Genomic DNA, 14545 nt, shown 5'->3' with positions numbered 1-14545 from the left:
AGGGCTTCGGAAAGGGCGCGATTTATTTCTTTGAGCTTCATAACGATGCAAATTTCAATTGCCGGGTTTACGGAAAGGGTGTACACTGGGTGCCGAAGTGACCATTATAGAACAGGGTGTGTTTCATATTTTCAAACTGCGCCAATTCTATTTAAATCATCTAAAGCGAAAAATGTTCAACAAAATCGTTGTGCTGTATTCAACCGTCATGATCGTGCTGTTCGCGATTGCGGCAACTCTGGTTTATCAATACCAGACGCAGCGCATACTCCGTGAACAGACCGATGCGAATCTAAAATCCGCGCATGTTCTGAATATTTATTTGAGTCGGCAGTATGAGGGGATACAGAATATATTTCAGCAGATTTACGGAGATGCCACGCTGAGCGATGAGCTGATCTATTTTTTGAACCATGAATATGAGAGTTACCTGAAATACCGGCTGGATTTGTACACAAGGACAGGGGAGCAGCGTTTACGGTCTTTCAATACCTTGCTGAAAAATTATCTGGAGCAGGAATCAAGCGCCAGAAGTGTGTCAATCTACAGTTATCCGAACAATTTTTACATGCATATCAGCCGGACCAACCAGCAGTTGAACAATGAAGCGGGTTCCAAGAACAAGTGGGAGACTTGGTTCGCCCGCCGGGAGCAGCACAGCTGGGATACCATGCCTCAAAACGAGTACTCGGGTTCGTCCGGAGGTTCCAGTCCAAGATCGTATTCCTATTCGAGAGAGCTGAAGGACCCGTGGACGCTGAATCGGGTGGGAATGATGAATGTGGAGTTCGACGCCCGGCAAATTTCATCCTGGCTGGAGAGCCGTGCTTCAGTAAAAGGCCGAATTCTAGTGTTGAACGCACAGGGAACCGTGATTTACGATTCGGAGGATGAGTACTACGGCCAAACCTATCCCTACCACCTGGAGCAGGAAAAAGCCGGGGACTGGGTGGAGCTGGATGAACCCTCCAAAGTAAACATATTAAATGTCGGCAATGCGGGCCTGTCGGTGGTGGGAATTGTGTCGCAATCCCTGATCGAAGAGAGCACGGAGAGTTTAAGAACCGGACTGATCCTGGTTACCCTTGTGTTTATGGCGGCCAGTTTTGCGATTACGTTTACGATCGTTCGCAAGTTCTCCAAAAAAGTCCAGCGGATTATCCGCTCGATGAACCGGATCGGCGAAGGCGATCTGTCGACGCGCATTCAGATGTCCGGCGAAGACGAGCTTCAGCAGATTTCCCGCCGGTTTAATGACATGGGCGACCGTTTGGAGCAATATATCGATAAAATGTATACCTCGGAAATCAAGCAAAAAAACGCGGAGTTGGTTGCCCTGCAATCCCAGATCAACCCCCATTTTCTATACAATACGCTCGAATCCATTCGCATGAAGGCGTATTTCGTGGGGGCGAAGGAAGTGGGTCAAATGATATACAGCTTGTCGGTCATGTTCAAGAACATGGTTAAAAAAAGCACGGTGGTTACCGTTGAAGAGGAAATGGACATGTGTTCCGTTTATCTCGACTTGTTCCGCATTCGCTATGACGGACGGCTGGAGACGGAAATCGAGGTGGATCCGGAGATCCAAAATGTCAGCATTATCAAGCTGCTGGTCCAGCCGATCGTGGAGAACTATATCGTTCACGGATTTCGTCCGCTGGAAGACAACAATAAAATTTCTGTCCGAGCTCAGGGGGCAGGGGACCGGGTCGTGATCATCGTATCGGACAATGGAACGGGCATACCGGAGGAAAAGCTGACCCAAATCCGCGGCACGCTGGACAAGGTCCTCCAGCCTCCCGACAAGGGTTACCGTTCGATCGGGCTGATGAACGTGCATGAACGAATCGTGCTGAACTACGGACATGATTACGGAGTGACCATAAACAGCACGGAAGGACAGGGAACCGAAGTTCGCATGGAAATACCGATGCTTCGCAAGGGGGAGACGACATGAGGAAGGTATTTTTTGTTGATGACGAGCCTTTGATTGCTCAGGGCTTGGCCACCATTGTGGCTTGGCAGAATTACGACCTGCACGTAACAGGTTCGGCCAACGATGGGTTACAAGCGCTTGAGCGGTTGAGGGAAGAGCCGGTGGATTTGCTGATCACGGATATTATGATGCCAAGAATGAACGGGCTCGAGCTTATCAAGAAGGTTAAAGAAATGCATCCCCGCACCAAATTTATTGTGCTGAGCGGGTACGAAGAATTTGAATATGTGAAGGTGGGGATCACGCTCGGCATTCAGAATTACATTTTGAAGCCGATCAACATCGAGGAGCTGGAAGCCACCATTAAGCATATCCGCGGCGATTGGGAGCGCGAGGAGTTGAAACGGTTTCGCTCCGAGGAGGATTGGAAGATCCTTCGAAGCAATATTTTGCAGCGATGGGTCAACGGCGAAATTAAAAGCTCGGAATTAAAACAAAGAGCCGAACTTCTCGGCATTCCGCTGAATTATGTGTCTTACCAGGTTTATGTTTTGCGGCTCATCTCCGACGAACGCCCGGTATCCCAGCTTTATCGCTTAACCAGCCTAGCCGATGAATATTGCCGGGCTTTTTCGGAAGAGCTTGGGGGAGATCATGAGGTAATTTGCTTCCCCGATGCGGATGACGACATCGTCGTGATGTCGGTCGCGATGAATGAACGGAGAGATGCAGCACGGGAGGGCATGAGAAATGCCATGGCTAAGCTGCGAGAGCTGACTGGCTTGCGCATGTGGTGCTCCGAAGGGAATGCGGGACTCAATGATTTCAAAGATATTCAGGAGAGCTACAGGAAAGCGAAGGGCCATTTCAACGCCTGCCTGATTGCCGGAGATGACATGACCCTTTACAGTCCGCCTGCGGAACCGGAGACCGTTCAGGCTTCTTCGCCGTCCGCTCGTCCCGACACGTTCGCAAAGCTGCTGATCGAAGGAGACGTTCCCTCCTTGCAGGCTTATATCGAGTCCGTTCTCGGCGATGGCAGTGGGGAGCAGACGGTACCCCGGGGAACCTGCTTGAATGCGGCAGTCCAACTGATGATCGCGGCGAAGGATATGGAGAAAAACCCCGATTACAGCGAGATATTTACCCCAATGCACCGGATTAATACGCTCCAGGGTCTCCGAAATCATGTATGGCGTATCGTCGAGCGCAGTCTCGCGCGCCTGCAAGAAGCGGATCAAGGCTATAGCCTGCATGTCTCGTTTCTTGTGGAACAGGTGCAGCATCATTATCCGGAAGAACTTTCTCTGAAGACGCTCAGTCAGCGGCTGCAGATGCATCCAAATTATTTGGGGCAGCTTTTTCAACAGGAGGTCGGCGCAAGCTTCTCGGATTATTTGAATCAGTACCGCATCGAGAAAGCAACGCAGCTCCTCTTACATACGGATCAGAAGACGGCGGATATTGCGTTCAGCGTAGGTTATACGGACAGCTCGTACTTTTACAGGCAGTTCAAAAAATATACGGGCGTATCTCCAACCGAAATGAGGTCCATGTATCGGATCTAAATGAACAGTAAACCATTAGCGACAGGCTCAGGGTGGATAACCTTTTGGCCTGTTCTTTGCTGTTTTTGGGGGATTCTTTAATTTATCCATCCCGTTCTAGTATTTTTCAACTTGAGCGCGATAGCGCTTACTTGGCACAATGATAGTAGTTAAAGGGCGAGTGATAGAATAGCCGCATCGACAAAGATCATGGGGGATCTTCTACAACAGTCGCATCACTTGTATTTAACAGGGAAGAGGAGGAGTGCTCATGTCGGGGTTCATCAAAAAGGTAATACGCAACCGGTTTATGCTGCTGATGATACTGCCCGGAACCATCTGGTTTCTTATCTTTGCTTACTTGCCTATGTTCGGCACCGTTCTCGCTTTTAAGGACTTCCGTATAAGTCCGGACGGCTTTTTCGCCAGCGTGTTCAACAGCGAATGGGTAGGGTTCAAAAACTTCGAGTATCTGTTTACAACCAATGATGCCTATATCATTACGAGGAATACAATCCTATACAACCTGGCTTTTATCATCCTGGGTCTGGTCTTTGCAGTGGGCTTTGCGATCATGCTAAGCGAGCTTGTCAACAAGCGGACGGCCAAGGTATATCAAACCGGCATGTTTTTGCCGCATTTTTTGTCGTGGGTTATTATCAGTTATTTTGCGTTCACCTTCCTGAGTGTGGACAAAGGGACGCTGAATCAAATCATTACCTATTTCGGTGGAGATCCGGTCAGTTGGTATTCGGAAGCGAAGTATTGGCCCTTCATTCTCGTTTTTGTCGGCATCTGGAAAGGCGTGGGCTACAACAGCGTGATTTACCTGGCCGCTATTACAGGGATCGACAAGTCTTATTATGAAGCGGCTGTCATCGACGGAGCCACCAAGTGGAAGCAGGTGCGATACATAACGATTCCGCTGTTGAAACCGCTGATGATCATACTGACCATATTGGCAATCGGGGGCATCTTCCGTTCCGATTTCGGATTGTTCTATCAGCTTCCGAAGGATTCGGGCGCCTTGTATCCGGTCACGAATGTTATCGATACCTTCGTTTACCGTGGACTCATCAATATGGGAGATATCGGAATGAGTACGGCGGCGGGCTTGTACCAATCACTTGTAGGATTGATTCTGATTCTGGTCGCTAACTATATCGTCCGTAAAATTGAAAAAGATCATGCGATCTTCTAATCCGAGGGAGGTGTACCTATAATGCCGCAGCTATCCACGCAAACCGCGAATCCGCCGGCAAAGCGTTCAAAGAAGAGAGACTACAACGCCATCTCCCCATTGTGGAATACGATTTTCAATATCGTGATCGGCATTTTCTCGTTCTCCTGTATCTTTCCGTTTCTATTTGTTATTATTATTTCCTTGACGGATGAACAGACCCTGGTCTTGGAAGGTTTCAGGCTGCTGCCGAGTCAGTTCAGTACGGCAGCGTATGAATATATTTTCGAAACGGGAGGCGAATTGCTATCCTCATTCAGCTTAACGCTCCTGGTCACGGTACTAGGGACGCTGGTAAGTCTGGCTTTGGTTACGACTTATGCCTATGCATTGTCCCGTCGAAACTTTGAATTTAGAGGCTTTTTCAGCTTCCTTGCATTCTTTACCATGCTGTTCTCAGGTGGTATGGTACCTGGTTATATCGTGATGACCCAGTTTCTGCATCTGCAAAACACAATCTGGGCGTTGATATTTCCTTTATCCTTGAGTGCGTTCTCCATCATTGTCATGAGGACCTTTTTCCAAACGACGATTCCGGATGAAATTATTGAGTCCGCCAAAATCGATGGCGCCGGCGAATTTCTGACCTTTATCCGAATCGTGATGCCGGTCTCGCTACCGGGGATTGCCACAATTGGTTTGTTCAGCTCTTTAGGGTACTGGAACGACTGGTTTAATGCCTTGCTGTATTATAACAATCCGCAGGCAACGCCTCCGCTGCAGTTCATGCTCATGAAGATCGAGAAGAACATGGACTTTCTGACGCAGAATGCGCAAAATATCGGTTCATTCGATGCAGCAGCTGGCCTGCCGACAGAGACGGTGAGGATGGCGATGGTCGTATTGGCGACACTGCCGATTGTTATGGCGTATCCGTTCTTCCAACGATATTTTGTCCAGGGCCTGACCGTAGGCTCGGTTAAAGGATAATTTCAAGCATAATTTCATAAGGTTGTACCCGCATCGCACACTGCCGGAGAAATCCGGCTTTGATGTCTCATGTGTGTAAGCGGTGTCAATATAGCGTTAACCATTAAGTGATACAGGGGGAAAAACACATGTTTAAGAAAAAGGTTTCTATACTGTCCCTTGCTCTTGTGCTTCTGCTGACGGTCGTATTGTCGGCTTGTGGCAGCAAGGAAGGCACTAAGTCGAGCGAACCCTCGAAGGAAGGGGCAGCCGTTCAAAGCGACGGTACAGTCGATGTATCCAAGCTGGATCCGGTCAAACTGAAAATGTACATGATCGGGCCGAACCAGAAGGATCTTCCCGTGGTTCAAGAGGAGATCAATAAATATCTGACGGAAAAAATCAATGCAACGATCGAGATTAGTATGATCGACTGGGGCGATTACAGCCAGCGGATGCAGGTTATTACAAGCTCCGGCGAGAATTACGATATCGCCTTCACTAGCTCATGGGCGTTCGATTATCTCCCAAATGCAGCCAAGGGCGCGTTTAAGCCGCTGAATGACCTGCTTGATCAATATGGAAAAGGCATTAAGGAAACGCTGGATCCTCGTTTCTTGGAAGGAACGAAGGTCAACGGCGTGAACTATGGCATCCCGGCCAACAAGGAATTGGCACAACAGTTTGTATGGCGCTTCAATAAGAAGTATCTGGATAAGTACAACCTGGACATTTCCAATGTAACGACGCTTGAGGATCTCGAGCCGCTTCTGAAAACGATTAAAGAGAGCGAGCCTGCAGATATTACACCGCTTGCTGTACCGAAAGGCTTTAAGCCGTACTTGCCGGTTGATTTCCCGCTTGGTGATGAAATTCCGATCGGTATGTACCTTGACACCAAAGACTTTAAATTTGTGAACCTGTTGGATTCACCTGAACTGAAATCGGCTCTGACCACGATGCGCAAATACTATAAAGCGGGTTATGTGCGCGAGGACGTAGCGACGCTGGATGGCATTGATAACATCAAAACCGGCAAATGGCTCGTGGACCGCGAGATTACCCAGCCATACGCAGAGCTCGGCTGGTCCAGAAACGCGAAATATGACATTGTGACGAGACCGATGCATGATCCTGTCATTTACACCAGCTCCGCAGCAGGCTCAATGATGGCGATTTCTTCTTACTCCAAAAATCCGGAGCGGGCGATGATGTTCTTGAACCTGCTTAACACAGATGTGAAACTCCGGAATATGATTCAATACGGTTTGGAAGGAACGCACTACAAGAAGCTTGAAGAGCCGTACATCGAGGATATGCCTGCTATGCAAGAGAGTTATGCTATGCCTGGATTTGCGCTCGGCAATATGTTCCTGACGTACCTTCATGAAGGTGAGCCTAAGGACAAGTGGGAAGCATTCGAGAAATTTAACAGCTCCGCTGTAGTAGCTCCTACGTTCGGCTTTAACTTTGATACGGCTCCTGTAAAAACGGAAGTTGCGGCTATCACGAACGTAGCGAAGGAATTTATTCCTGCACTGTATACCGGCTCCATCGATCCTGAAGAATACTTGCCAAAAGCAAAACAAAAGTTCCAGGATGCCGGAATTGACAAAGTTATCGCTGAAGCTCAAAAGCAGTTTGATGAGTGGAAAGCTCAAAACAAGTAATCCATAAAAAGTGTATGAGGGGTAGAAACGGCTGATCATCACGGCCGTTTCTCTCTGTCATATCTAGAAATCATAAACATAGGAGGTTGTTCCATTGAAACGAATCAAACCGGATTACTTAACGAAAGCCCAGTGGAAACGCAGAATGACGGTATGGATGAGCACGGCAGTGCTGGCCGCGTCCCTGACGGGTTTTGCTGGAGAAGCCGAAGCAGCACAGCCTCACTCGTCATACTGGTATCCGAACACGCTGCTGGAATGGTCGCCGTCTAAGGATAAGGATGCGCTTTTTAACCGCGGAACGGTGAAGCTGGAAGATCAGCGTATCCAGGGCAATAAGGTAAACCGCAATGCCAAGGAGGAAGTGAAGGTTTTATCGATTGCTTCCATGTATCCAAGCACAAGCGGAGCTCCTTCCCAAGGCTCGGAGAAGTTCCATACCTATACGTTCAGTAACTGGCAGTATATCGACAAGCTGGTGATGTGGGGCGGCTCGGCAGGCGAAGGATTGATCGTTCCGCCAAGCGCCGATGTGATCGATGCGGCTCACAAGAATGGCGTACCTGTTTTTGGAACCGTTTTCTTACCGCAAACCGAGCATGGAGGCAAGATCCAATGGCTGCATGATCTGTTAAAGCAGCGGGAGGACGGATCCTTCCCTGTGGCAGACAAACTGATTGAGGTTGCAACGTATTACGGATTTGACGGCTGGTTTATCAATCAGGAAACTCAGGGAGGAACGCCAGAGGATGCCGCCAAGATGGCTGAATTTTTAACGTATCTTCAGCAGAAAAAAGCGCCTGGCATGGAAGTGATCTGGTACGATTCCATGATCAAGGAGGGACCGGTGAAGTGGCAGGGGGCCTTGACGGATAAGAACGAGATGTTCTTCCAGGCGGGAAATCAGCGGGTTTCCGACAATATGTTTATCGATTTCCGCTGGCAGTACAAGGATGAGAAGAACGGCAAATACGATTACATCACACCGTTCTTAAATTCCCCGGCTAAAGCGGCGGAGCTTGGTCGCAGCCCGTATGATCTATATGCTGGCATCGATGTGGAGGCGAACGGCTACGAGGGCAAATTCAATTGGCCGGTTGTGTTCCCGGAAGGCAAGAAAGCTACAACCTCCCTTGGCATTTACCGTCCCGATTGGGCGTTCAACAGCTCTGAAACCCATGAGGAGTACATGAAAAAGGAGCAGATTTTCTGGGCGGGACCTGGAATGAATCCAGCTAATACCTCGCAGCCTGAAGGGACCGATCCGCTCGCCTGGAGAGGGATTGCGAATGATGTGATTGCCAAAACCGTGCTCACCGATTCCGAATTTATCACCCATTTCAATACGGGCAACGGGCATATGTTTGCGGTGGACGGCAAAGTGATGCGAAGCAGCGACTGGAGCAACCGGAGCCTGCAGGATATTTTGCCGACCTGGCGCTGGATCACGGAACTAAGCGGCAAAGGTGAAGCCCTCAAGCCTGGATTTGATTTTAGCAAATCCTACTACGGAGGCAGCTCGCTTCAGGTGGCGGGTGCCGTAAGCAAAGACTCCTCTACCCATGTCAAGCTGTATAAGGCGAATATCCCGGTAGAAGCGACGACGGAAGTATCGCTTGTCTATGCAGACAATGCGAAGGACGCCAAGGTAAAGATCGGTTTGGCATTCTCCGATGCGCCGGATAAGTATGAATTTTTCGAGCCTGGCAAGTTGACCGCCACGGGCGCGGATCAGGATTGGAAGCAGGGAAGCGTCAAGCTGAACAAGTATAAAGACCGCACGATCGTGGGAATCTCGCTTCAATTCGAATCTGCCGCGGACATAGCGGATTATCGGGCCAATATCGGCAAACTGGCCGTTACGCAGGTGAATGATAAGGCGAAGAAACCGCACCAGGTGACCGATCTTCAGGTGATCGAGAACGACTTCCGGGACGGAATATATGGGGATGCGCGGTTGTCTTGGAAGGCACCGAAACAGGCTGAGGACGTGATGTACTACCAGGTGTACCGGGTTCATCCGGACGGCAAGTACGAGTTGATGGGCATGACGGGGAATACCGTGTATTACGTACCGGAAATGAAGCGGCTGCTGAAAGAGCAGGCAACCAAGATGGTCGTGATTCCGGTGAACCGTCATTATGAACAAGGAAAAGCATCGTCGATAAGCTTTGACTGGCCGGAATATCCGAAGCCTGTTGCAGCCTTCAAAGCGGATAAAACGCTGATCGCACCAGGAGAAACGGTGCAATTCACGGATATTTCCTCGGAAGTAACGGAGTCCTGGAGCTGGAGCTTCCCAGGTGGACAGCCAGCGTCCAGCACGGAGCAGAATCCTAAAGTGACATATCCGGAGGAAGGAACGTACGAAGTGACGCTAACTGCTAAGAATAGCGTTGGCGAGGACTTGGTTCGGAAGAAGCTCATCACGGTTACACGGGAAGCGGAGAATGGCGTTGGCAACCTTGCCCTTGGAAAGAAAACGTCAGCATCCAGCTTCGTGAATGAGAAGGAAGCACCTCAATTTGCGGTGGACGGTAATACGGCTACCAAATGGTGTGCTGTCGGAGACGGGCCTCACTCAATGAAGGTGGACTTGGGAGCCGAGCATAAGATCAGCGAATTTGTGATCAAGCATGCGGAAGCCGGAGGCGAACCGGCCGCGTTCAATACGCGGGCATTCTCCATTCAGGTAAGCTCGGACGGCAAGGAATGGAAGGATGCGGTATCGGTCAAAGACAATACGAAAGCGGTCAGCAGCCATGCCATCGAACTTACCTCCGCACAGTATGTGCGTCTTCAAGTAGAGAAGGCAACACAAGGCGGGGATACGGCGGCACGGATTTATGATTTTGAGGTACTAGGCTTGAAATAATTCGGATTACGAGAAAGAGCGTTTCCCTTGAGTGGGGGAACGCTCTTTTTTAGTTGTCTATACAGTTTGGCTCCTTTCATAGAATCGCCGTTAAGGCCCTAGTCCAGCGTGTATAGATTTTGTATAGATAGGGTTGTTAACCTGATGTAGGACACGATTTGGATGTTGCGCAATTGACGCGGGCCGTAAGAGCACTGATTGCAAGGCTGCTGAGATTAACCATCTTGGTCGATATATAATGTAGCAACGCAAACAACCATTGATGGCATTGAAGTCGTCAATGGTTGTTCTTTCATATCTATTTGGAACCGTAAATGATGGAGCAGTGCCTATATTAGAATGGATTAGGAGAGGAATACTTCTTGGCAAACGACTCACCAAAATACCAAATGAAAAAGAGTCATATGATCTTGTTAATTGGGTTATTGTTAGTCATTCTATCGAGCTTGCGCATGGTGTGGATGGAATTGTTACCTCATCAAAAGCAGGTGTCCATTCCGAATGGGCAATTGGATTTACGTCATTGGAATGCAGAAGATGGCGGCGTTCTCTTACTTGATGGGGAATGGGAGTTTTATCCCTCACAATGGTTGCTGGATGGTGGTCGTCGGCAGCGTGTGTCAGCCGAGATCGAGCCAAAACTGATTTCGGTTCCGGGAGGATGGAATGAAGCTTTGCATAGCGAAGAGCCGACTCCATATGGTTATGCATCCTATCGCCTGCGTATTTTGGTGGATCCGGAAAAGAACCTTAATTATAGTATTCGTGTACCCAGCGTACGCACTGCATCAGAATTATATGTAAACGGTCGATTGCTTACTAAATCTGGACAGGTGGCGACAACAAAGGATGAATATATTTCGAAGGACCTACCTTATTCTACAACCTTTACAGCAGACGAAAACGGTGTAATCGAACTCGTCATTCAGGCGGCAAATTATGTGGATAGTCGAAGCGGGGGTATTGTCCGATCCATTAAATTTGGTTCAGAAGAAGCCATTGCCAAAGAGATGAAAGCTTCCGTTTCTATGCAGTTTTTGGCAGCGATTATATTTATTATGCATGCTGTCTATGCACTTATTTTGTATTTACTAGGAAATAAGGAAAAGAAGCTGCTTTATTTCAGTTTGCTTGCATTATGTGTAACGATCACGAGTGTCTTTAGTACGGATGAGAAGTTGTTCCATCAATTATTTTACATTGGGATTAATTGGGATTTTAGGCTGGCTAATATTGCTTTCGTTATTGCAGCCTATGCTTTGCTCCAGTGTACGAATCATCGCGAGCTTCCATATTGGCGTAGGATGTACCCTGTCTATAAAGTAATGAATCTAGGGACTGCCGGCATCACTTTGTTCTTAGATCCATCTCAAGTGATTATGCTCTTTCCGGTTTATTATCTATTAGTTGGTATTGCTGCAGTTATCACGTTGATTACAATGTTTAAAAAAGTAATCAAAGGTTTAAAGAGCAATCTTTTACTGCTTTTCTCTTTTCTTGCGTTGATGAACCATTCTCTTTGGTCGTTAATCTTGCTGGATAGCGGTTTGAGTCTTGTCTACTATCCGTTCGATATGATTATTGCGATGGGTTGTTTAGCCTCTGAATGGTTTAAGGGCTACTTTATCATGCATGCGAACACCAAAGAGCTTGCCGCAACATTGCAAAGAATGCATGATCATAAAGATCAATTTTTGGCGAACACGTCTCATGAATTTAAAAATCCGCTGCATAGCATCCTTAACATGTCACAGTCCGTTTTGAACAGGGAAGGACATCTGTTACAGGATCGAAGTGTCAAGGAGCTTGAAACGGTACTATCTGTAGGACGTCGGCTAACACTTATATTAAATGATTTGATCGATGTGATGAGTCTGCGGGAAGGCAATCCACGTTTACAGGAAAAAGTCATATCAATTCAGCCGATCATAACGGGAGTCATTGATATGCTGCAATTTAACGCAGAGACGAAGTCTGTCGATATTGTAAATCAGATTCCTGAGGATTTTCCTCCCGTCATAGCGGATGAGAACCGGGTGATTCAAATCGTTTTCAATTTACTTCATAATGCCGTGAAGTATACGAATGAAGGGGGCATTTCGATTCAGGCTTTGGCAGAGGAAGGAAGAGCGTATGTTGTTATTGCTGATACCGGGATCGGCATGGATGAGGACATGCTGAAACGCTTATTCCTTCCGTACGAGCAAGCCAGCGCGAGTGAGACCATGATTGAAGGTGGCTTTGGGTTAGGCTTAAGTATAAGCAAGCAGCTTATTGAGCTTCATCAAGGTACGTTAGAGGTGTCCTCTGTTTTAGGAGAAGGCTCGAAATTTACATTTTCGTTAAAGCTAGCGGGTTTGAATACAGAGGAGGAAGAAGATGTTTCCGACTCATTTGAACCCATAACATTACAGGCAGTGTCGACTCAGGAAACAGCCTCAATTGTTCTGGAAACAAAGGACATTCCGCCAGTGGAAAAACAAACAACCTTTATTGCAATGAATCGTGATCGTCCGCTCTTATTAATTGTGGATGATGATCCTGTTAATCTGCAAGTGCTAGAAGCCATACTCCCGCCTGACGATTATGATGTAACGATGGCAACGAGCGGTAAAGAAGCATTGGCTATGCTGGACACGAAGGAATGGGATCTGGTCATCTCCGATATTATGATGCCGCAGATGTCGGGTTATGAGCTGACACGAAGAATTCGAGAGCGGTATACACTTACCGAGCTCCCAGTGCTGCTCCTTACCGCAAGAAGCCAGCCGAAGGATATCCAAAGCGGTTTTGTCGCAGGAGCAAACGATTATGTGACAAAGCCGGTGGAAGCATTAGAAATCAGATCGCGGATCGAAGCGCTAACGACGATTAAACAAACGGTACGGGAACAATTGCGATTGGAGGCGGCATGGCTGCAAGCACAAATCCAACCTCATTTCTTATTCAATGCATTAAGCGCCGTAACCGCTTTAAGTGACATTAATTTAGATAAGATGCGTCATTTGCTTGATGAGTTCAGCAATTTTTTGAGGTATAAATTTAGGTTCCAAGATACGGATGGACTTGTTTCGATCAAAGAGGAATTAAGTCTAGTGCGTTCGTATCTATACATCGAAAAGGTCCGGTTTGATGAGCGGCTGCAGGTCGTTTGGGAGGTAGATGACTGCGAAGAGTTAAAAGTCCCTTTTCTTTCGATCCAGCCTTTAGTTGAAAATGCGATAAGACATGGCATTATGAAGCGCACTCGCGGAGGGGAACTACATATTCGAATTTCTGTCCATGACACGCTTACAGAGATAACGGTTCAAGACAATGGGATCGGAATGGACGAAGTTCAATTGCAACGGATATTGGAAAGAAGGGCAGACCGTAGCTCAGGAGTCGGCCTGATCAATACGCATCAGCGCTTAAAGCGGCACTTCGGCACAGGACTTCATATCAAAAGCACGTTGGATAAAGGAACTAAGGTAACTTTTTTCGTTCGCAGCGAAACGAAGTAAATGTCATTTATTCTAAACGATGAAAAGCCGAAGCATGGAAGCTGCGGCTTTTTTTCTTACCGGGGTTTGTGCGCCGATGTACGGTGTCATTACTACGACGTAAATGAATGTTATAGAGAATCCAGGAAAAAGTGCGGTATATGTGGAATAGGTATCAGAATTATTAATGAGTCTAAATATTTGGCGGTGAGATGAATGGATAGATTGAAAAACAGCGGATTTTATAAAGTGAAATTCTTTATAACGCCGAAAGAATTTAAAAATGTTTTGACATTCTTTGAGCAACACCGAGCACAATTCCATCATACGAATTATGCCAGGACCCAAGATGATCTAAATCAGGTGTATGAGGCGTATAGAACCTATTATCAGTATTTTACAGCTTCAGAAAAGCCCGATTACCACCCTTTCTTTGTCTATTCTATTTCTTTTGTTATGGGTAATGAAAACTCCGGATTCTTTGTCAGAAATGAAGGTGTCCAATTTCCCTATCTTGGTCAGTGGGCAGAAGATGTATTACCGTATGTTATGCTCACCCTTCCTAAAGGCGTTCAAATCAATGTAGAGGATGAACAAGGGAAGTATTATATTTATGAGGATATTCGGGGACATCAGCCGTTAACTTATGATTTTTTTGATGAAATAGCAAAATACACGAAAAAAATGACAAAGCCGCTTCGTTTCTCGGTACATTCGAAAGATGCGATGGAAGAGCAAAAGCCATCTGTTCGCATAAGTCAAGATGCGATGAATGACATGAGTCAATCTTGGATTTTTAAGAAATATGAGCTTGTTATGAATAACAAATAGGCCACCCAAACATTCAGGATTGCATCCAGTCTGGGAGATAATGCAGATGTCT

General features: G+C 47.3%; 8 protein-coding genes. All 8 read left to right on the top strand.

What is annotated here, in order from left to right; all coding sequences use genetic code 11:
* Positions 1 to 97 precede the first annotated feature (97 nt).
* The 8 genes from ACOZB4_RS17275 (at position 98) to ACOZB4_RS17240 (ending at position 14493) form a co-directional block, all read left to right on the top strand.
* The gene (locus ACOZB4_RS17275; protein ID WP_379413026.1) at positions 98 to 1960 is read left to right on the top strand and encodes a sensor histidine kinase; all 1863 of its coding nucleotides are present in this window, start codon (positions 98 to 100) and stop codon (positions 1958 to 1960) included.
* On the top strand, positions 1957 to 3507 hold the full coding sequence (locus ACOZB4_RS17270) for a response regulator (protein ID WP_379413029.1): 1551 nt from the start codon (positions 1957 to 1959) through the stop codon (positions 3505 to 3507). The genes ACOZB4_RS17275 and ACOZB4_RS17270 overlap by 4 nt, the downstream gene beginning before the upstream one ends.
* A gap of 250 nt (positions 3508 to 3757) precedes the next feature.
* Positions 3758 to 4687, top strand: coding sequence for an ABC transporter permease (locus ACOZB4_RS17265; protein WP_076323681.1), 930 nt, complete (start codon positions 3758 to 3760; stop codon positions 4685 to 4687).
* Between the two features lie 21 nt (positions 4688 to 4708).
* Positions 4709 to 5656: a carbohydrate ABC transporter permease gene (locus tag ACOZB4_RS17260; protein ID WP_076323682.1), complete on the top strand. Its 948-nt coding sequence runs from the start codon at positions 4709 to 4711 to the stop codon at positions 5654 to 5656.
* 128 nt (positions 5657 to 5784) lie between these two features.
* Positions 5785 to 7305 carry an ABC transporter substrate-binding protein gene (locus tag ACOZB4_RS17255; RefSeq protein ID WP_339268983.1) on the top strand — a complete coding sequence of 507 codons (1521 nt, stop codon included), beginning with the start codon at positions 5785 to 5787 and terminating at the stop codon, positions 7303 to 7305.
* A gap of 94 nt (positions 7306 to 7399) precedes the next feature.
* The gene (locus tag ACOZB4_RS17250; protein ID WP_379413036.1) at positions 7400 to 10180 is read left to right on the top strand and encodes an endo-beta-N-acetylglucosaminidase; all 2781 of its coding nucleotides are present in this window, start codon (positions 7400 to 7402) and stop codon (positions 10178 to 10180) included.
* A gap of 389 nt (positions 10181 to 10569) precedes the next feature.
* Positions 10570 to 13683 (top strand): hybrid sensor histidine kinase/response regulator, encoded by a 3114-nt coding sequence (locus ACOZB4_RS17245; protein ID WP_379413319.1) that lies wholly within the window; start codon positions 10570 to 10572, stop codon positions 13681 to 13683.
* 195 nt (positions 13684 to 13878) lie between these two features.
* Positions 13879 to 14493 (top strand): hypothetical protein, encoded by a 615-nt coding sequence (locus ACOZB4_RS17240; protein ID WP_379413038.1) that lies wholly within the window; start codon positions 13879 to 13881, stop codon positions 14491 to 14493.
* Positions 14494 to 14545: the final 52 nt, after the last annotated feature.

The sequence above is a fragment of the Paenibacillus sp. NPDC058898 genome, from assembly GCF_049316025.1.
Classification (GTDB): domain Bacteria; phylum Bacillota; class Bacilli; order Paenibacillales; family Paenibacillaceae; genus Paenibacillus_AQ.
This window is presented reverse-complemented; position numbering and strand designations above follow the sequence as displayed.